Source organism: Microcoleus sp. K1-B1, from assembly GCF_036704705.1.
Lineage (GTDB): Bacteria > Cyanobacteriota > Cyanobacteriia > Cyanobacteriales > Microcoleaceae > Microcoleus.
Genome location: NZ_JAUBSH010000034.1, coordinates 46,296 through 67,481 on the forward strand (window position 1 = coordinate 46,296; position 21,186 = coordinate 67,481).

Annotated in this window: 16 protein-coding genes; 10 read left to right on the forward strand and 6 right to left on the reverse strand. The window is 44.1% G+C overall.

Going from position 1 to position 21,186, the window contains the following annotated elements:
• Positions 1 to 22 precede the first annotated feature (22 nt).
• From QUA83_RS14860 to QUA83_RS14880, 5 genes are all read left to right on the forward strand, one after another.
• Positions 23 to 904 (forward strand): glycosyltransferase family 2 protein, encoded by an 882-nt coding sequence (locus QUA83_RS14860; protein WP_333293888.1) that lies wholly within the window; start codon positions 23 to 25, stop codon positions 902 to 904.
• Positions 905 to 991: 87 nt separating this feature from the next.
• Complete coding sequence (locus tag QUA83_RS14865; RefSeq protein ID WP_333293889.1) at positions 992 to 2,143, forward strand: glycosyltransferase family 4 protein; 1,152 nt, start codon at positions 992 to 994, stop codon at positions 2,141 to 2,143.
• A 100-nt stretch (positions 2,144 to 2,243) separates the two neighbouring features.
• Positions 2,244 to 3,473 carry a glycosyltransferase gene (locus QUA83_RS14870; protein ID WP_333293891.1) on the forward strand — a complete coding sequence of 410 codons (1,230 nt, stop codon included), beginning with the start codon at positions 2,244 to 2,246 and terminating at the stop codon, positions 3,471 to 3,473.
• A gap of 59 nt (positions 3,474 to 3,532) precedes the next feature.
• Entirely contained in the window at positions 3,533 to 4,615 is a 1,083-nt protein-coding gene (locus QUA83_RS14875; protein WP_333293892.1) for an NAD-dependent epimerase/dehydratase family protein, read from the forward strand.
• Positions 4,616 to 4,692: 77 nt separating this feature from the next.
• Positions 4,693 to 5,538, forward strand: a complete 846-nt coding sequence (locus QUA83_RS14880) for a WecB/TagA/CpsF family glycosyltransferase (protein WP_333293893.1) — start codon at positions 4,693 to 4,695, stop codon at positions 5,536 to 5,538.
• A 474-nt stretch (positions 5,539 to 6,012) separates the two neighbouring features.
• Here the strand turns inward: QUA83_RS14880 and QUA83_RS14885 are convergent, their stop codons facing one another.
• From QUA83_RS14885 to QUA83_RS14905, 5 genes are all read right to left on the reverse strand, one after another.
• On the reverse strand, positions 6,013 to 6,951 hold the full coding sequence (locus tag QUA83_RS14885; protein ID WP_333293894.1) for a class I SAM-dependent methyltransferase: 939 nt from the start codon (positions 6,949 to 6,951) through the stop codon (positions 6,013 to 6,015).
• A gap of 738 nt (positions 6,952 to 7,689) precedes the next feature.
• Positions 7,690 to 8,949 (reverse strand): glycosyltransferase, encoded by a 1,260-nt coding sequence (locus tag QUA83_RS14890; protein WP_333293895.1) that lies wholly within the window; start codon positions 8,947 to 8,949, stop codon positions 7,690 to 7,692.
• Between the two features lie 769 nt (positions 8,950 to 9,718).
• Positions 9,719 to 10,678 carry a DUF362 domain-containing protein gene (locus QUA83_RS14895; protein ID WP_333293896.1) on the reverse strand — a complete coding sequence of 320 codons (960 nt, stop codon included), beginning with the start codon at positions 10,676 to 10,678 and terminating at the stop codon, positions 9,719 to 9,721.
• Positions 10,679 to 10,800: 122 nt separating this feature from the next.
• Positions 10,801 to 11,127, reverse strand: coding sequence for a hypothetical protein (locus tag QUA83_RS14900; protein ID WP_333293897.1), 327 nt, complete (start codon positions 11,125 to 11,127; stop codon positions 10,801 to 10,803).
• A 174-nt stretch (positions 11,128 to 11,301) separates the two neighbouring features.
• The gene (locus QUA83_RS14905) at positions 11,302 to 12,726 is read right to left on the reverse strand and encodes an aspartate ammonia-lyase (RefSeq protein ID WP_333293906.1); all 1,425 of its coding nucleotides are present in this window, start codon (positions 12,724 to 12,726) and stop codon (positions 11,302 to 11,304) included.
• A gap of 405 nt (positions 12,727 to 13,131) precedes the next feature.
• Here QUA83_RS14905 and QUA83_RS14910 point away from each other — a divergent pair, with 405 nt between their 5' ends.
• The 3 genes from QUA83_RS14910 (at position 13,132) to QUA83_RS14920 (ending at position 17,697) form a co-directional block, all read left to right on the forward strand.
• Positions 13,132 to 13,581 (forward strand): hypothetical protein, encoded by a 450-nt coding sequence (locus tag QUA83_RS14910; RefSeq protein ID WP_333293898.1) that lies wholly within the window; start codon positions 13,132 to 13,134, stop codon positions 13,579 to 13,581.
• 262 nt (positions 13,582 to 13,843) lie between these two features.
• A complete protein-coding gene (locus QUA83_RS14915; RefSeq protein WP_333293899.1) occupies positions 13,844 to 15,709 on the forward strand; it encodes a hypothetical protein in 1,866 nt (621 codons plus the stop codon).
• A 302-nt stretch (positions 15,710 to 16,011) separates the two neighbouring features.
• Positions 16,012 to 17,697, forward strand: coding sequence for a DNA repair helicase XPB (locus QUA83_RS14920; protein WP_333293900.1), 1,686 nt, complete (start codon positions 16,012 to 16,014; stop codon positions 17,695 to 17,697).
• On the opposite strand, the gene QUA83_RS14925 is transcribed toward QUA83_RS14920, so the two are convergent.
• Entirely contained in the window at positions 17,698 to 18,342 is a 645-nt protein-coding gene (locus QUA83_RS14925; RefSeq protein ID WP_333293901.1) for a peptidase M15, read from the reverse strand.
• Positions 18,343 to 18,651: 309 nt separating this feature from the next.
• On the opposite strand from QUA83_RS14925, the gene QUA83_RS14930 reads away from it, so the two are divergent.
• Together QUA83_RS14930 and QUA83_RS14935 are read left to right on the forward strand one after the other, a co-directional pair.
• Complete coding sequence (locus QUA83_RS14930; RefSeq protein ID WP_333293903.1) at positions 18,652 to 20,769, forward strand: WD40 domain-containing protein; 2,118 nt, start codon at positions 18,652 to 18,654, stop codon at positions 20,767 to 20,769.
• Between the two features lie 105 nt (positions 20,770 to 20,874).
• Positions 20,875 to 21,162: a DUF2281 domain-containing protein gene (locus tag QUA83_RS14935; RefSeq protein WP_333293904.1), complete on the forward strand. Its 288-nt coding sequence runs from the start codon at positions 20,875 to 20,877 to the stop codon at positions 21,160 to 21,162.
• Positions 21,163 to 21,186 lie beyond the last annotated feature (24 nt).

Here is a 21,186-nt window from a genome sequence, read left to right on the forward strand (position 1 = left end):
TGAATGAAACTATTATAGATTGATGAAACCACACAGCACTATAGCAACAATCATAACTTGCCATAACCGCAAGCAAAAGACCTTAGCTAGTCTCGCGGCGCTATTCAATCAGGTGCTGCCTGCAGATGTCTTGCTGGTGGCGTACTTAGTGGACGATGCCAGCACTGACGGTACGGCCGAAGCTGTGCAGGAGACTTATCCGCAAGTTAAATTGCTGCGCGGAGATGGGAACCTGTTTTGGAATGGAGGAATGCGGCAAGGATTTGCTGAAGCCATAAAGCAAAATTATGACTACTATGTCTGGCTAAACGATGACACTGTACTGGAACCGGAAGCCTTGAACACAATGCTGGCAACGTCCCGTTGCTTAGCTGAGCAAGGCAACACGCGGGCTATTGCAGTGGGTTCTACTCGTGACTCGGAAACTGGGGCGCTGACTTATGGAGGCTGGTTGCGGACTAGCTGGTGGCATCCTTTGCACTTTCGCCTGGTGGAACCGAGCGAGGAAGCTCAGCCTTGCCATACTATGAACGGTAACTGCGTTTTGATGCCGCGAGCAGTAGTTGAAGTAGTGGGAAACCTAGACCCCGCATTCATCCACAGTATGGGAGATATCGACTACGGTTTGCGAGCGGTGCAACAAAATTGTACAGTTTGGGTGGTTCCTGGATACGTGGCCACCTGCTCGACCAACCCGCCTGAGGGTAACTGTTGGGAAGACCCGAACATGAGTTTGGTCGATCGATTTAAAAAGGTACTGCAACCCAAGGGTTTTGGGCCCAAAGAGTCGAAAGTGCTGGTACAGCGGCACACGAATATCTTGTGGCCGATATATTGGCTGTTACCTTATTTGAGGTTGATTTTGATCTCGCTCCGCCGAGGATCTGTAGGCTATCGCGGCTGATAGTATTTTTGCAAGCACAGGGAATGGGGAAGGTTTTTGGCGATACCGCCGGCTTTCTTGTCGTCGCTACAATTAAAGGTGAACAGCATGGATGAACTCCGCATCGCTTGGCTTGTCCCGGAAGTGGGTTTGGGAGCCTACTGGCAGCCGGTTTTGAGAGAATTTACGAAGGTGTTTAAGAATACTGTATTTTATACTGGTGGGGTTTGGCCAGGATTCGATCCCAAAATGCCGGGTTCGTCGGTAATTCAGTTAGTAGGAAAGACGAGTTTTGTCGAAACGACAAAGATAAATACAGGCTACGATCGCGGGTTTATTGTAGTCTCACCAGCCATTATTGGCTATCTGCTTGAATTTCGACCTCATGTCGTATTTCCCCAAGCTTTCTCTTTGTGGACTGTAATTGTGGCTTTGTTAAAACCACTGATGGGATGGAAAATTGCGATTATTTATGATGGTAGTTCCCCCAATACAGATTTTCGAGATTCCAGTTTTAGGACATTTGTTCGCCGGATACTTGTGCGGTTTGCTGATGCTTTTGTTTCTAACAGTAAGGCGGGTCAGCAATATCTGATAGAAGCGCTTAATGTACGGGAGGATAAAATTTTTACCCGAACCTATCTTGTCCCAGATGCGGGAGCTTTAATGAAACGGCTGGAGGGCACTGAGTCGCAGAATTGGGAGTTGAAGCGCCCAATTTTTCTGTATGTAGGGCGAATCACATCAAGAAAGGGAATTAAGACGCTTTTAGAAGCTTGCGCTCTTCTTAAAAGTCAAGGTTATGTTGATTATTCGCTGTTGATTGTTGGCAAGGGAGAGCAGCGGGAAGAACTGGAAACATTTATTAAAGAGTGCGATTTTGAGGAGCAGGTAACGTGGGCGGGATGGGTGGAATATGGAAATTTAGGTGCTTATTTTCAGCAAGCTGATATTTTTGTGTTTCCTACTTTTGAGGATGTCTGGGGTATGGTTGTACCCGAAGCGATGGTGTTGGGAAAACCAGTATTGTGTTCAAATGGTGCAGCTTCCTGTGAGTTAATTATTTCAGGCGAGAACGGTTATATTTTCGACCCTAGCAGTGCTCAAGACTTAGCGGATCAAATGCAAATTTTTCTAGATGATCCTGATTTGATTGAGTCGATGGGAGAGCGTTCACGACAGATAATTTCTCAAAAAACTCCCGAAACAGCAGCTAAAGCTTACGTCGAAGTTACATCTTTTTTGATGGAGAATAGGTGAAGCAAGTTCCGCAACGGATGAGTGTAAAGGATTTAACGGAGAGAGGGAAGAGGGAAGAGGGAAAATTTAGCAATTACCAATTAGCAATTACCACTTAGCCATGAAAGTTTTATTATCTGCGTTTGCTTGCGAACCGAATCTCGGCTCCGAAGAGGGAGTAGGATGGAATACTGTTATCCAATCTGCTAAACATCACGAAAGTTGGGTATTTACTCGCACGTTTTGTCGATCGTACATTGAAGCAGAACTAGAGCGGAACCCAGTACCAAACCTGCAGTTTGTTTATTTTGATCCGTTTGGGTGGAGCGAAGATTGGAAGGGGAAACAAGGATTGCTGCAACTTCACTACTATCTGTGGCAAATCTGGGCTTATTTTATCGCTCGGAAGCTTGATCGCGAAATTGGTTTTGACATAGTACATCACGTAACTTATGTCAAACATTGGTCTCCAAGTTTCCTGGCGCTGTTGCCACATCCTTTTATTTGGGGGCCTGTGGGGGGTGCAGAAGCAGCACCAAAGCCTTTTTGGCAAGATTTTAGCCGCCGGGGCAAAATTTACGAAACGCTGCGGGCATTGGCTCAAAGGGTAGGAGAACGCGATCCGTTTGTGGGTATGACGGCGCGCCGCAGTGCCGTGGCGCTGGCAACTACGGAAGAAACCGCAGCCAGACTGCGATTTCTCAAAGCAAAAAACGTGAAGATTTTCTCGCAAGTCGGTTTGTCGCAGCAGGAAATTCAAGAACTAGAGCAATTTCCTACCCCGCCACAGCAACCAATTAGATTCATCAGTGTTGGTCGTCTCTTACATTGGAAAGGGGTGCATTTGGGACTCCGTGCATTTGCGGAGGCGAAGCTGGAACAATCGGAATACTGGATTGTCGGAGACGGCCCGGAAAGGCAGCGTTTGGAAGCTTTGGCCACAGAATTGGGACTGGCAAATAAAGTATTTTTTTGGGGAACTTTATCTCGCACTGAAACTCTTTCTAAAATGGGGGAGTCTCACGTTCTCCTCCATCCGAGTTTGCATGACTCTGGAGGTTTTGTTTGCACGGAAATGATGGGGGTTGGCCGTCCGACGATTTGTTTGGATTTGGGGGGTCCGGCTACTCAAGTGACGGCTCAAACGGGGATTAAAGTGGCTGCTACTGACCCCGATCGCACTGTGCAAGGTCTAGCAGAAGCTATAGTGTGTTTAGCGCAAGATCGTGAATTGCGAGAGCGCTTGGGTCTATCGGGTCAAACGCGCGTCAGGGAAATCTATGATTGGGATGTTAAAGGTCTATTCTTTGCCCAATTGTGCGAAGATGTATTCGATGGAAAATCAGGATAACTTCTGATTTGTTCGATCGGGAAAAACACAAAAAACTATATTTTTTCAGGCGGTGAAACGTGGGCGTTGCAATCATTACTGGCTCGGCGGGTTTAATTGGTTCTGAGGCTTGTAAGTTCTTTGCCAAACAAGGCTTAGATATAGTTGGCATCGACAATAATATGCGCCAGTTCTTTTTTGGTGCTGATGGTTCTACAAACTGGAACCGCCAACTGCTCGAAAAGTCTTTGGGTACCAAGTATTATCACTTAGATGTGGACATTCGCGACTATGAAGCGATTACCAATATCTTTCAGCGGTACGGCGAGTCGATCGAATTAGTAATTCACACAGCAGCCCAGCCCAGCCATGATTGGGCTTCCCGTGCTCCGAAAATAGACTTTACCGTAAATGCCAACGGCACTCTCAATCTTCTAGAAGTAACTCGCTTGTACTGTCCTAAAGCGGTTTTCATTTTCACTTCTACCAATAAAGTATACGGCGATACGCCTAACAATTTGCCTTTAATTGAATTAGAACACAGGTGGGAAATTGAACCCGGCCATACTTACGAAAGCGGCATTCGGGAAGATATGTCAATCGATCAGTGCTTGCACAGTTTGTTTGGTGCTTCTAAGGTAGCTGCGGACATTTTAGTTCAAGAATACGGTCGATATTTTAATATGAACACCGCTTGTTTTCGCGGCGGCTGTTTGACGGGACCAAATCACTCTGGAGCTCAATTGCACGGCTTCCTCGCCTACTTGATGAAGTGTGCTGTCACGGGAACTCCTTACACCGTGTTTGGCTACAAAGGCAAGCAAGTTCGCGATAACATTCATAGCGCAGATTTAATTTCGGCATTTTATGAATTTTATAAAGCTCCCAAAAGCGCCCAAGTTTATAATACAGGAGGAGGCAGGTACAGCAATTGTTCGATGTTAGAAGCTATCCAGATGTGCGAGGCAATTGCAGAACGCAAGTTTAATTGGACTTATGCTGAAGGGAATCGCATAGGCGATCACATTTGGTGGATTAGCGACAATTCCAAATTTTCCAGTCACTATCCCAACTGGAAAATGAAATATAACGTTAAACAAATCTTACAGGAGATTTATGAATGTAACCGTGAGCGTTGGCTGAAAGAGGATGCCAATGAGTGAGCGGGGCAAAAAGAATGTGCTGGGAATTTCGGTAAACGATTGAAGAATGCAAGGTTAAAAAATCTTAGGGGAGATTTATGAGTGTAACTGCGAGCGTTGGCTTAAAGAGGTGTTCCATGATTGATAAAGGGAAAAAGAATGTACTAGGCATATTAGTAAATGCCGTTAATTATGAAGCGGCTGTTAGCAAAATTATTGCAGCAGCCAGCGCCGGAAAACCAATGTCAGTTTCTGCTCTAGCGGTTCACGGGGTAATGACTGGGGTTCTCGACAGCACTCATCGTTATCGGATTAATCACATTGACTTAGTATTGCCAGACGGACAGCCGGTCAGGTGGGCGTTAAATTGGCTATACCATACGGAATTGCCCGATCGAGTTTGCGGGCCGAATGCGATGTTACAAATCTGCGAACGTGCGGCAGAAGAAGGATTACCTATCTATTTGTACGGATCTCAAGCTTCTGTACTGGAAGCTTTATCTCGCAATCTCTGCCAGCGTTTTCCGAAGTTAATTATTGCTGGAACTCAGCCTTCTAAATTTAGGCAGGTTTCGCCCCAAGAGAAACAAGAAATTGCACAGGAAATTCGCAACAGCGGTGCAGCAATTACGTTTGTCGGTTTGGGGTGTCCCCGGCAAGAAGTCTGGGCTTACGAATACCGAGATGACTTATCAATGCCGTTGATTGCTGTAGGTGCTGCTTACGATTTTCATGCGGGTAATTTGGCTAAATCTCCTGACTTTTTATCTAAAATAGGTTTGGAATGGCTGTTTCGGATGATGAAGGAACCTCGGCGCCTTTGGCAGCGGTATGTTTTTTTGAATCCGCTTTATATCTGGTTGTTTTTGCTACAAGCTTTGAAAATCAAACAGTTCGACCCCACAGACGCCACGCCGCCTGTAGAAGAAGTATTATATGGTTGAAATTTAAAAGTTTCTTGTGAATTATGGGTGCTCACAAGAAAAAATTAAAAAAGCAAACACATTGTAACTAATCGTTTTGAGGTGCAACTGCGATCGCATATTCAATAAAATTTATATCAAATCCGGTGGCATCCGAATTATAGTGGGAGCTTAAGAGATTGCGGTTTGGGTAGCGATATCTTAAGCTCCCACTGACATGATCCAAATATATTATTCCGATGCAACCGGAAACGATATTACGCCAGAAAACAATTTTTACATTTTCTATGTGGTAAGCTGCCGACGGCACACCTTACATAAAAAGTTTGTGCGTCAGTCTTGATCGAGTCAGGTGGATGGCTGGGTCCAGAGTCGCATTTGGTTTGAGTGCACTCCTGGCATGGGCGATGATCGCAGGGCATCGCAAAAGTATGGTGAGTGTGTCACCATACTTGATAATCAAACCCAAAGTTTATTGCCCTTACCTCGATCTTGCTATGGCTTTTGTGCCACAATCCGAATCGAATCGTACTTGTTTTCATCAGCAGCAAAAATTGTTTTCAGCAGTAGCTTCCAAGCTTGGAGTTTACTGTTTTCTTTGGGCTTTACTATCTGATGAGATGCCATTGAATCGAACACACTGAAAATTTTTCTTTCATCATTGATCCAAGTGTTGTCAAATTGGCGATAGTAGCCATTAAACTGGGTAGAAATTATCTCAAATCCTACTTTTTCACAGATAGCGCGAAAGCTCTGCGGTGTGAAGAAATACAAATGCCTTGGTACATCTAGATGCATCCATGCAATCCCTGATGACTTCCGCCCAATACAAGAGTTATTTGGTACTTCCATCACCAATTTTCCGCCATCCACGAGCAACTGCATGGCATTGCGTAGTGCAAGTAAAGGATCTCTGGTATGTTCGAGTACGTGATTCATCACAATTATGTCGTACTGTCTAGACTGAACTTCCCGGGGCAAAGATTCAGCAGTACCAGAAAATACATTAAGACCTCGCTGCTGGGCCAAAACTAAAGCTTGTTGATCGGGTTCTACGCCCCAGACTTTGTGACCCTCTGCTTGCAGTTCTTGCAGCAGGTTCCCGTTGGCGCAACCAATTTCTAAGATCGAGGAGGAAGCAGTCCCGAACTGTTGCTTCCACCATTTACTTGTGACATCTACTCCGCGATCAAAACGCCAAGCTAGATGGGTACGCAATTTATCGAAGAAGGAAATAGAAGAGGCAGATACGAAGCCTGTAAAGTCTATATGATGAGTATAATACTCATCGATGTCGTAGAAGCTGGCGATTTTGTTGAGTTCGGGTAAAGGATGAATGCATCCAAGTTGTGACTTTTCGCACCAGTACAATTGAAATGACTCTTTGTTTCGAGGTCTGCGCCAATCACCGGGTATAAATAGCCACGGTTTCATACTCTGTCCCGATATCGGGCAGACGACGGTAGGGCTTAAGCACGTTTGACTTTGCATTGTAGTTTTCGTTACTTAGGAACTTGATGTACTAATAACCATTCATTTTGGATCACTGCGGGACGTTATGTGCCAGTGATAATTGTGTGTTCCTCTATACAGGAGATGAATGCCTAAAACTTATGAAGTTTTGGGAATACAATTACTAAGGCGTGGTTTTCAGGTAACATCGAATTTAAGTTAACGCATTTAGCTGGCTTTGTCACTTTTGATAAAAAACTACACCTGCCGCGAGCGGGCGGTGAGTAAGTTTTTCTGTAGTCAAGAATTCAGCAATAATTCAAGTATACATTAAGTTAGAAACATGATATACCTCTAGGGTATGATACTAATAAAAGCATTTGTGCCTATACTTACTAAATAATGAAGCAGTTGATTTAACAAGATTTCAACTAAAAACGCTGTTAGTTTTGCCAGTTCCGGTGGAAAGGAAAATTAGTTCGTCGCTCGATAGTTTAGAGTTGCTGTGGGATCTGGTAGTTGCCAAGAAAATGTAACCCGTTAAAGGATACTTGAGAACCTATGGAAGAAGTGCGATCGCCATTAGATTTAGATGTTCTTAAGTTTGAAAAAACATCTAAATCTAATGGCGATCGATCACCTCAAGCCTTGCCTTTACAAGACCTCGCATTTCCGTGGTTACCTTAAAGAAACCTGTCTCAATCATAGGCAGAATGATTCTTAAGGCAGTTGACTGTACGCCAAAACCATATCGGGAGCATCACATACTTGACTTTCGATGACTGGATTAGGCCGCGTTGAGTAGGCAATAGCCTGCATATGTTTGATGCGAGCTTGAAAAGTCTTCTCAAATGTGTGCTGTTGAGCAAACTTCAGTGACTTGAACGACATCGATTTAATTTCTTCCCGGTTGTGGCTGAGTTCTGCAATTTTCTTCGCCATCTTTTTAGGCTGATTCATTGGCACAACCCATCCTGTCTCCGACATTTCTGCAATTCCCTGAAATGCTTCGTTCGCATACCCAACAATCGGCACGCCACCAGCCATAGTTTCTATGTAAGTACAAGAAGGATCGCCCTGGCGGTGACAGCAAACAAACAAATCAATATTGTTCTTTACAAAAGGGAAAAAATCTGTTTTAAAGTCAGGCACTCCGAGCATTTTCACGCAATCATTAAGTTGATGGGCAGCTATTTGCTGGTGCATCATCTCTTCTAAGTCACCAACACCACTGATGAACATTTCAAATTTCACCTTCAGTTGTTTGAGTTCTTTAGCGACCTCAAGTAAATGATCAGCTCCTTTCATCTTAATCAGGCGACCTGAGAATACTAGCCGGAGAGGCATATCTTGAGAGCGGTTTTCAGTGCGCCGTTCAATGTCAGCTTCTGTTGCTAACATATCCTCTCTAATCCGCGTGTCTAAGAACAACTGTGGGTTGCGATTGAGCTGCTTGTATTCTTGGTATGTAGGGGTGCCGTTGCACTGCAATCCCTCTGCCAGTGCGATCGCCTTGCGCTGCTTATATTCCTGACTGTAAGTCCAGATGATTCTACGCAAGCGGATCAGGGGATTGCGCGTACTCACATTCACGATCTGTTTGCGAGTTTTCAGACTGTATTCGGAAACGTAAATACACGGTACTCCCGCTATTTTACACACTTTACTGATATGGTTCTGTCTGTATTCCGGGGCTGCCAATACCAGCGCACTCTGATGCTGATGTAGTAAAGCTGGGGTGATTTTATCAAAAGAAATTATTTCCAGTTTGAATGGCAATTCATCAAGTTTGAATATTTTTGCATCCATCTGGTCGTTGTCTTCTTTCGTTTCTTCCATCATCACAGTAATTGAACCAGACCAATAGGTGGCTAACTCACCAACTGCTTCTATTAACTTCCGGGTTAGTAAAACTTCACTGTTTGGCAAAAACTTAGCTTTTAGTGGCTGTACGATTGTCAGATTGTTGTTAGTAAGCATAGGTGAGGTAGTTCCTGATTTTAATTTTTTACTGATGCGGTAGTGAATCTTTGCTGTACTTGGCAAGGGCTGTTGATCGATCTATATAACAGACATCTACCTAATGGAAATTTCGCCGCCTTATAGGCGAAGCATTTCAGACTATGTTTCGGAGATATCTAATACTTAAGATTGATTCAGCAACTGGATTAGACCTTTATGATTTAATGTGAGGTCTGTTTGATATGTCGCAATCATCTGCGATCTACGTATAACTGTCAATAACCTTTTCCGAGCTTTACTCAATCTTTATAATTGAGCGGTCAATTATAAAGAAAAGCGCAACTTTAGGATAAATTTTGTTAAAACAAGGGTTGTTATAAGTGTTTATACTTAAGTAAAATTTTGTAACGGCTTATAGCTAGCAAGAATGAGCGCGAGTTGCGAGTACGGCGAGGCCAATGCTTTAAGTAAGTCGGCGCGAAAAAACTTCCCTATGTAAACGAGGGCAAAGTCTCCAAATCCTCTCTACTGGCTGACTTAAACCTGTTTACATAGTGTTACATTATGCGGTTTAATCAGGCCTACCTACTTACTGGCTGACTTAAACCTGTTTATATAGTGTTACATTGTGCGGTTTAATCCGGTCTACCTACTTAAACCATAGAGTTCTAACAAATTTATTAAAAATTTACATAAATAGATATGTTGTAACATAATAATATTTCTTTACAATTAGCAAGGCGAAGCAGAAGGAATAAAAAAAAGAAATTTTACCCTTCTGTCTTCGCTAATGCGAAGCCTTGATGCTGAACTTTTCTTTAATAAACCGGATATAAAGGTGCTTGAAAGCCGACTTCACCACACGGGGCATACCAAAGTCGATCGCGATCATGCTTTCCGGCAACTTCCAATCCAAAACCTTGAGAGTTTCCGGCTGCAAAAGCGGAAAATCAATCGCCTCCAAATTCGAGCACAGTCCCAATCTCATCGCCGCAGCTACAGTGGGAACCGCCGCCGGATCAGCATTAATAATTTCAACTAAAGTTCTGTCCAAAGCAAACACATCATCAGAGGCGGCCAAAATTCCTAAAAACTTAGGTTCGCCGCCGCTTGGGCCGTTACCTTCGTGGCCAATAATGCCATCCAAAATTGTCAAATTTGGGTTAATTGCCCGGGCAGTTTCTACCAGCATTTCACCGAATCGGGCGCTATCTTTGCCAGCTTCCATGTGCCACCAAGCCTTCATTTTGCCGGGGACGCAGCCGAACAAATTTTTCACGCCCATTGTCACGGTTAATTGAACGTGAGATTTGAGTTTCGGCAAATTAATCACTACATCCGCTTCCATTGCTTCTTTGCAAATTCGCAGATGATTGAAATCTTCGCTGACAGTTTCGTAGCGTTTTCCTTGAAACTCAACAACGGGCAAATTCAGTTCTTCCAACAGTGGCAAATAACCGTTGGCTTTGGCTACACCCATCGCGCTGCCAAAAGCGGGACTATCGCCTAAGAATGGTTTTCCTCCCGCTTCAATGACCATTTTAGCGACGCAGTAAACCAATTCGGGGCGGGTGACACATTCTTTGGTAGGGCGAGAACCGGTGAGGAGATTGGGTTTGAGTAAAACCCGATCGCCCGCTTTGACAAAAGCCGAGATTCCGCCCAAGGGTGCCAGCAAACTTTCTAAAGATGTTTGCAAAATTTGGCGATCGTATGAATTGGCCTTAATTAAACTAACAGCAGACATAATTATGAATTAATTAATTGGTTATCGATGGGGAATAATCTCAATATAACGCAGGGACGGAACACCATAAGCAGGGTGATCTGCGCCTGCGTTACCAAGAATCATCTCAATACAAATGAACCCTAACTATTCATCGGCAATCTACCAACAGCAGCCCGCTGCATGGTACTAACTCGCAGCGAGTTAGAGAATACTCCTTGACCTTGCAGTTCAGGGATAGCAGGTTTTACTTCTACTTTTACCACCCTGGCTGTGCAGATAAAAACCGTTTGATCAGCTAAATGGAAAGTCAACCAAGGTTGATTTAACAAATTCAGCACTTCCTCTTGGAATTCTTGTGCAGGCATGGGAATAGTAAAGGTTTCTGCGTGACCTTCCACATAATGAAATGTCACTTGAGTTGTGTTCTCTTTATCTTGAGTTAATTTGGCAAAAGAACCTGCGCGCATAAATTTTGCTCCCCAACTTTAGACTATAAAAAAAATTCAGAATTAAATGTAAAAGAATTGAATTCTGAATTGTTTAACTTTAACCTGTGACAGCGATCGGGCAGAACTCAGAAGGCAGAAGGCAGAATTAAATCGAGTTCAGCCTTCTAGTTTCTAGCTGATTCCTGCGAGATCCTATACGTTAGCAGAAGATGTTGGCATCGCACTCATTTTCTCTAAATCTAGAACTTTTGCCAAGTCTTCTGCACTCATTAAACCCCGTTCTAGCACAATTTGCCGCAAAGATTTGCCTGTTTCTAGAGATTCTTTGGCGACGGCGGCGGCGTTGAGATAGCCAATGTGAGTGTTGAGGGCGGTAACGAGGGCGAGACTGCCTTCTGCGTAAGCGAGACACCGATCGCCCTTCGCTTCAATTTTTTCGAGGCATTGTGTAGTCAAAGCGCTGATGGTATTGCCCAAAATTTCGATGCTGTGAATCAGATTGTAGGCAATCAGGGGCATCATCACGTTCAATTCTAATTGTCCTGCTTGGGCGGCCAGGGCGATCGCGCTATCGTAACCCATAACTTGAAAACACACCATCGATGTCATTTCTGCCATCACAGGATTGTATTTCCCCGGCATAATAGACGAACCAGGTTGCACAGGAGGCAGTTGAATTTCTTTCAAACCCGTTTTCGGCCCTGAGTCCATCAAACGCAAGTCGTGGGACATTTTAACGCAATCCTGAGCGAGATTTCGCAGTGCACCGGAGACATTTACAAACGGTGCCATACTCTGCATAGCTGCCATTAAATGCTTGGCTGGTTTCAGGGGTTGGTCGATTAATTCGGAGAGAATTTCAGCAACTTTTTGACAGTATTCTGGGTGAGTGTTTAAGCCTGTTCCTGCCGCACTTCCCCCCAATCCCAGAGATGTCAAATCATCGGATGCCCTGTCAATTCTCAAGGTATGTTCTCTGAGAATTTGCGCCCAAGCGCCAAAGGTATCGCCGAGTCGAACCGGTACGGCATCTTGCATATGAGTGCGGCCGGATTTAACGATATCTTTGAATTCTTCGGCTTTGTTTTCTAGGGCGACTACGGCATCCGACAAAGCCGGAAACAGAGTTTTTTCTAACGCCAACAATCCGCCGATCCGAATCGCAGTCGGAATCACATCATTGGTCGATTGACCGTAGTTTACGTGGTCGTTAGGACTGACGCGCTTGTAGTTGCCTTTTTCATCGCCCAGAATTTCCAAAGCGCGATTTGAAAGAACTTCATTAACGTTCATGTGGTGAGAAGTTCCGGCGCCGGCTTGGTAGACATCAACTACAAATTGATCGCGCAATTTGCCAGCTAGGATTTCATCTGCTGCTTGGACAATTGCTTGACTGATGTCTTGGGGAATGCAGCCGAGTTCGCCATTGGCGATCGCCGTTGCTTTCTTAATTAAAACACAAGCATCAACGTATGTTGATAAAGGCTTAATGCCGCTGATCGGGAAATTTTCAATAGCCCTTAGAGTTTGGATGCCATAATAGACATTAGATGGAATTTGTTTGTCTCCCATCGAGTCGCTTTCAATGCGATAGGTGGCGGTTGGGTTTTGAGTCATATCGTCGGGTTTGTGATAATTAGGAATTGTGCAAACAGAACTTACGCACAGTTGGTCAGAAACCGGGTTTCTTGTCGGGGAATCTGTTTGAAAGCGTAGTTTTTTGTCCAGAAACCCGGTTTCTAAAGGTTTTTGTGCGTCCTGGACTGGCAATTTTTTTTGTAACACGGCTGACGGGCGATCTTACTTTTGTGCGCCCGGAGGCAACTTTACAGTAATGCGTCAGTCCCGGCCGTACAAAATTATCCCACATCTTAGGCTTCAATCTCAAATCTCAAATCTCAAATCGATTGATTGTTTGCACAAGCTAAAATTAGTCGATCGGCGAGGGCGATCGGACGCAGACAGCCCCAGTCTGCTATAATCTTACAAATAAACAAATTTCAATTTTACTGTTAAACTCCCATGAAAAAACCAGCAATAACTTTCAAACACCCGCTAAACATTTTGACGATCGGCTTAAGTGCATCGCTGATTTTTCCGGCTTCAGTCAAAGCCTTATCTAACCTAATTACAACCCCAACTATCTCAGAAAAATCTACTGTTTTAGCGGCTGTACAAAAAGAGCAAAGGGAGTTCATAGAAGGTGTTCGTTCAGCGGAAGTAAAAGGAAGAGTAGCGCCTGGCACTTTCAATAGTTATTTTGTCGGAGTTAAAAAAGGAAAAAAAATCAAAGCCAATGTCAAATCACTTGAAAATAATGCTGTGTTTAAAGTCATAGACTCGGACAAAAAAACGATAATCAAAGAATCAAGAATATGGTCTGGAGTCGTTGCAAAAACGGGAAAATATCAAATAGATGTAAGTACAGAACGAGGAAGTGCTAGTTACACTCTGTCATTTTCGATCGACTAATTTTATGGTGCGCCGCCACGAGATATTCAAGCTGCTAGGAGATTGTTAGTAGCGACGCACTCTACGTTCTAAAGTAGTTGTGTAATTCCGATTTTTTAGATTGCCTAATTATGTAATTAATTAGATAAAATTAGCGTGAGTTTAACAATAAAGATTAAACCATGCTTCTGATTTTTGTAACAAAAATTCAAATTACAAATATCGGAAAGTTGTTATAGTTGGTAGCACAAACAATTTTGCAGCAGGCGGATTGCCAAAAATTATGCCGCGTTACCAAACCCTAGATAATGTTATTACCCTCCAAGAGGCACTCGAAGGAATAATTGTTGAAGATTTAAAAAAGCTGAATGCACTGTTGTCGGGCGATCGCAAATTAACCCGGAAAGCTGACCTGGTTGCTGGGATTAAAGAGCAAATGCAGGGACAAAAACTTAAGCAAGTTTGGGCGCAATTAGACGACCTGCAAAAAGCGGCCGTAGCGGAAGTTATACATGGGTCAGGTGGTGGCTATGATGCCGATGTATTTATGGCAAAATACGGACAACAACCAAACTGGGGAACAAGCGATCGCTATGGATACAACCGAGAACCATCCCTACTCTGCTTGTTCTTCTACGGCAATGCGATACCCTACGATCTTGAACAAAACTTGCGGAAGTTTGTGCCAAAACCTCAAGCAACTTCCTTAAATCTGGTTGGCGATGTACTGCCAGATAATTTTATGGTTCGTGTAGAAAAACAGAACTTTCGTACATCTAAAATAGAGGTATCCGAGTACGAACTTCCCTTGACAATTTTTGAAATGGAACGGGCCGCCCCAAAGGATTTGGAAGCAGTTTTGCGTCTGATTCAGTCGGGCAAAGTTGCTGTTAGTGAGAAAACTGCATTACCTGGTGCCGCAACTCTGAAAGCGATCGCCGCCGTATTGCAAGGGGGTGATTTTTATAACGACGAACAGCGCCAAGCTACCTTGGAAAAGGGCGATATATTCTACGAGGTTGGTAACATCAAATCCTTTGCTTGGGCCGCGATCGCCCAAGCGAGCAAATTCGCCGAACAATCGGGCAAAAAGCTAGTTTTGACCAAAGCGGGACAGAAAGCCTTGCAAGAATCACCTGCCAAAGGATTACAGACAGCATGGAAGCGCTGGTTAAAAACAAACACTTTTGATGAATTTCGCCGCATTGATGCAATTAAAGGACAAACCGGCAAGGGCGCGCGCGGCATGACAGCGGTGGCGGGGCGGAGAGAGGCGATCGCCTCAAAGCTAGCAGAATGTCCTGTCGGTAAATGGATTCTGTTTAGCGAATTTAGCAAGTATATGTTGGCAACGGGGAATCGGTTTGAAGTAACGCGCGATCCCGAAACTCTCTATATTTCTGAATTTGGGTATGGTAACTTAGGATATTCGGGCAGTCACGATTGGCATATCCTGCAAGAAAGATATATGCGCTGCCTGTTGTTTGAGTATGTTGCCACTCTGGGAATAATTGATGTTGCCTATGTCGATCCGTCCCTCATACCCAGCGATTTTGACGATCTTTGGGGAACCGACGATTTGAGATTTCTCAGTCGCTACGACGGCTTAATATCTTTTCGCCTGACAGCTTTGGGGGCTTACTGTTTGGGATTGACTAACAATTACACCCCGCCAGCAATTGAGTTCCGTCAAACACTCCGCGTACTGCCCAATTTAGATATTGTTGTAGCAGGAGAAGGCATCGCGACATCAGATGCGATCGTCCTCGATCTCTATACTAAAAAAGTTTCAGATGTCGTCTGGCAACTCGATCGACAAAAGCTATTTACCGCCATTGAAGCTGGATACCCGCTAGCAGAATTTCAAGAAGTTTTAGAGACAAGAAGTATCGAACCGCTACCCGAAACCGTACAGCAATTTCTGACGGATGTTACAGAACGATCGAATAGTTTGCAAGATGCAGGAACTGTCAAGTTAATCGAATGTAAAAACGCCCATTTAGCAGTGTTGATTGCCAATGATTCCCGTACGAAAAAATTCTGTCAGCTAGCGGGCGATCGCACTTTAGCAGTTCCATTATCCCAGGAAACTAAATTTCGCAACGCCCTGCGGCAGATCGGCTACGTCTTACCCCAGCGGGATAAATAGTACACCTGATACTATTAGTGTCAAAAATCACCCGAAAACCTTTTTATCTTTCGTTTATAGCTGAGTCCTGATCCCCCTAAATCCCCCTTAAAAAGGGGGACTTTGAGTATTTGTAGGGTGCGTCGCTGGCGATAAATCCTAAAAAAAGATCGACAATCTCAATCGCGACGCACCTTATAACATGGACTGGAGCAAATAAACCAAACTTTTCTGTTCTAACAAACTTATTCCTTCTTCCTTCTTCCTTCTTCCCTCTTCCTTCTTCCTTCTTCCTTCTTCCCTCTTCCCTCTTCCTTCTTCTTATGAATTATGTTCCCGAAAATGCTTTGATCGTGCAAAGCGATCGATCGATCTTACTAGAAGTTCACGCCCCCACAGCACAACAGGCGCGAGAAGCGATCGCCCCCTTTGCCGAATTAATCAAAAGTCCCGAACACATCCACACCTATCGCATCACGCCCCTCAGCGTGTGGAATGCGCGGGCGGCGGGAATGCCAGTTGAAGAGGCGATCGCAGCTTTGCGAAAGTATGCCAAGTATCCCATTCCTGAGTCCGTAGCGCAGGAAATTGAACTGTTGGGGGCGCGGTATGGATTAACTGTAATTGAAAGAATCGATGAGGCTAGCCCGGATTTACAACTGCGAATTGCCGATTTTCCTCTAGCGGAATTGCTGGTACGGGACGATCGCGTTAAACCAATGTTGGGCAAGCGCATCTCGGATCTTTGCTTTCAAGTCGATGCCGGGAATCGCGGCGTACTCAAGCAAGCTTTACTAGCCGTGGGCTATCCGGCAGAAGATTTGGCTGGATATGTCGAGGGTGCCGAATTAGAGATTTCTTTGCGCGATCGTACTTTAGCGGACTTGCCCTTTAATTTGCGTACTTATCAACAAGAAGCAGCAGAGGCATTCTATCAGGACGGGGAGGTAAAAGGTGGAAGTGGCACGATCGTCCTACCCTGCGGGGCTGGTAAAACCATAGTCGGGATGTTAGCGATGAGTTTGGTAAAGCAAAAGACTCTCATCCTCACCAGCAGTTTGACTTCAGTGCACCAGTGGCGCAGGGAAATATTAGACAAAACGAGTTTAACTGAGGATGCGATCGCTGAGTACAGCAGTGTCACCAAACAGACGGCTGCTGTCACCCTATCGACTTACCAAATGCTAAGTTATCGATCGAATAAAGATGATGAATTCCCGCATTTCGAGTTGTTTAATGCCCAATCGTGGGGACTGATTATTTATGATGAAGTCCATCTATTACCTGCACCGATATTTCGGATCACCGCTGAATTACAAGCACGACGCAGGTTAGGTTTAACTGCGACATTGATTCGCGAAGACGGGAAAGAAGGCGATGTATTCACGTTGATTGGGCCCAAGCGCTATGACGTACCTTGGCGCGAATTGGAAGGACAGGGATTTATTGCCACTGCCAATTGTACGGAAATCCGCGTCGCCCAAAATGAGGCGGAAAAAATGGAATATGCCCTAGCGCCCCGCCGCAATCAGTTTCGGATTGCGGCGGAAAATCCGGGTAAGTTGGATGTGGTGCAAAGTTTGTTGCAAAAGGAAGCGGGACACCGTATTTTAATTATTGGTGAGTATCTCGAACAGTTGGATGCGATCGCCAAAATTACCGATTTGCCTCTGATTACGGGGAAGACAAAACAGGCAGATCGCGATCGGTTATACGAAGCATTCCGTCACAAAGAAATTCCCGGATTAATTCTATCTCGCGTGGGCAATTTTGCCGTCGATTTACCCGATGCCGATGTGTTGATTCAAGTATCGGGAAAGTATGGTTCTCGCCAAGAAGAAGCGCAGCGCCTCGGACGAATTCTCCGCCCCAAAGCCGATGGACATACTGCCAGCTTTTATACATTAGTATCGCTACAAACTTGCGAGGAAGATTTCGCGCGACACCGCCAACTCTTCCTCACCGAACAGGGCTACAACTATCGCATAGAAGTTCAAGGCGATGGTTAGTCAGCGATCGAGAAATTCTTGGTAAAACTGCTCATGCAAACCTAAGAAATTATCCATCCCCTTCTTTGTCAGATACCCGCTCTTCTTACCAGTGTGCGGGTTTTTTACGTAGCTATCAATTTCTTTTGAAACATTAGGATTCTCGCTCCACCTAATGTTGAACGCTGCATACTTTGGGAAAAAGGTCATTGCTGCATAAGCATCAATGTGGTCATGTATCCACCATGCCAATGCTGTCCAATCTTGAGTGCGTTCATAGTAAGGGATGAATGATGTAACAATAATACATACTGTTGCTCCCATATACCCCTTTGAATCTTTTACGTCCCAGATATGTTCTGCATAGTTGTCCTCATTACTGGCACAGCCGTACTGATTTTTATTCTCTGCTCCTTTGGCGTTCACCGCACAAGAACGATAGGCTGAGCGGATACTAATCCGACCGAGCGCATCTTGAATTGGTTCAAGCACCCTCTCACACAAATTCTTTCCTGCTTCGATCGCCAAGTCAGGATCGCTAGGAATGTTAGGGATACCTTCAATTTGAGAGATTTCTGAATAAAGAAACTCACGCATAAAAAAACTCTTAGAGAGTTGAACCCGTCCTAGGTCTTCCAAAGCTTTAACAGTTTGTGGCTTTCTCATAGAATGAACTACAGCAATTAGAAGTGAATAGCTTAATGTTAAACACTGGCAGATAATTTAGAAGCATTGTTGCAGCCAAAAGCGAAGCCAGCTAACTGATAATTGTACCGCATCTGCGGTACTTTACATGATAAAGTCTAAAAATATTGTTATGCAGTATGTCCGTAAAAAACCTGGTTTCTGCGTCCAGGAGTATTAATGATGAAATTCAATCTAAAAAGCAACAAGTGCAGAATATCTGGCAACCATCCGAATTATACCTCCCAACATCCTGCTACACTATTAATAACCGCATCCTCACCCACATTTATGTTTCCAACAATCATCGCCGCTATCGCTCCCTACATCTCGGCAGTGCTCTCACCCATCGCCAGAAATATCGGCCACAAACTAGGAGAAGCCTTCGGCCATAACTCTCAAAATTACCTAGATATTCTGATTCCCTATCCTAATAATTCATCTGATTCGACAGAAATAGAGCAAGCAAAACAGCATTATTCCCAGGAAATGCTGGAATACGCGAAGGCGAAAGATACCAGAGACCGGGAATTGTTAAAGCTAACAGTAGCACAAACAGCACGCCGCCTTGAGTTGCAGGCACAGGAACAGCAAGACAGACTGAAGCTGGCAGCCTTGCAACGGGATTTGATGCGGGAATTGCAAGCGAAGGATATTCAGGTCAAGCTGGCTGAAATTCAAACAATTTGGGATAAAGATACTTGGTTTTCTAAGTTGAATCGAGAGGAAACTAAGCAGATTTTACTTCAGCAGCAACACCGCCTCTTAATCTTACTATCACCGCCCAAAATTAGCAAGCGATGCCCGGAAACCTTTTGTGAAGATTTGCCAATTGAGATGAGAAGTGTGGGAGATTTTCTCAGACAGCATTATCCTCAACAGGATGTCTTACGCCCAGTTAAGTTTTATAGCGATTATTTCACTGAGTCGATTGGTGATATTGATGTGGAACGCTTGCAGCGAATTTTATCTCCGGTTCCTACTACAATTTTATATAGCGATATCAGCGACTATGCGGTAACTTTTCGCGTCGGCTTTTGGGGCTTCCTGAATAATCAGGAAGTCTCCCTGTTTTCTACCAAAGTTTTTGACTGGGAAGAGGCAAAAGAGGCACTTTTAGCATCCGGAGTAAGTGAGAAAAAAGCCCTCCGCATCATTCGGCAGTTGATTGTAGCGATTCACAAGTTACTGGGGGGATTTTTAGCAGATTTGTATTATCTCAATATTAACCCCTGCTATGAACCTTTGTTATTTAATTTAAAGGATGAATTGGCTGAATATGGATTAGCAGAAGAGTGGGTGAAACCTTATTTTGATATTCTTCAGGATATTCAGCGGCGACAGCGAGAACAGTATGAACAGGAGTTGAAAAAGCTGATTGAGCAAGTAGAAGCGGAACGTCAATCTCAAGAGGCTGCCAAAGCTGAAGCAAAACGCCAACAACAAATAGAAGAAGCTGCCAAATGTGAAGTAAAAAGCCCACAACAAATAGAAGAAAAAATCATTAGAAAAGCTCACTCCTTCAAATGTGTAAAAACTCTTAATGGCGTAGGTATGCCATCTGTTGATTGCGTAGTTATTAGTCCAGATGGCAAGACTTTTGCTAGTAACAGCAGTGGAAATTGCAGCAAACTTTGGAATTTGCATACAGGAGAGGTGATTCGTACTTTCTCTGGGCATTCAGTAGCGGTTTATTGCGTTGCTATTAACCCTCATGGAAAAATTTTAGCTAGTGGAAGTTATGACAGAACAATTAAGCTGTGGAATCTAGAAACTGGACAAGAGATTACCACTCTCAAGGGTCACTCAAGTTTAATTCGGTCTCTTGCTTTTAGTCCCGATGGAGAAACTCTTGCTAGTGGCAGTCAAGACAATAGTATCAAACTGTGGAATCTGAAAAAATGGCAGGAAATTTGCACTCTCCCTAGGCATTCATCCTCGGTTTATTCTGTCGCTATCAGCCCGGATGGACAAACTCTTGCTAGTGGCAGTTATGACAAAACTATTAAACTGTGGAATCTAAAAAATGGACACACACTTTGCACTCTTAGAGGGCATTCAAACTCGGTTTCTTCTGTTACAATCAGCCCGGATGGGCAAACTCTTGCTAGTGGCAGTTATGACCATACTGTCAAGCTTTGCAACCTGAAAGCTGGCAAGGAAATTCGCACTCTCAGAGGCCATTCACACTATGTTAATTCTGTCGCCATTAGCCCGGATGGACAAATTCTTGTTAGTGGTAGTGGAGACAGTACAATCAAACTGTGGAATCTAAAAAATGGACACACAATTTTCACTCTCACAGGGCATTCAGCCCCGGTAAATTCTGTCTGTTTTAGCCCAGATGGAAACACTCTGGTTAGTGGCAGTTCTGATGGGAGTATCAAGATTTGGCGGTGTGATGGGTGAACTAACAGGGAAAGATGAAAATTATGGCGCGATTTGCAAACAGGGAACTACAAAACTTGACTGCGTGAGAAATAAACCGAGAAAGACTTAAGGAAAGTAATTCAAATGTCAGAAACAACAATTAATTTTGAGCAAGCAGTGTTAGAGAATTTGCGACAGTTGCCAAGGGAGAAACAACAAGAAGTGCTGGACTTTGCACAATTTCTCGTGCAAAAAGCGGCTCAGAAAAAGCAGTTACCCAGCGAAAGTTCTGAGTCTAACATTTCGTCAACAACTGCACCTACTCTCAAGCTATCGCTTAGAGAAATTGCTAGCCTGCCAATAGCAGAACGCCATAAAATACTGTACTTTAGACTAAATAAAGATGAGAACGGTGGCTTTGAGAAGAACTAAAGCCACCGCGCCGGGAGAGAATAA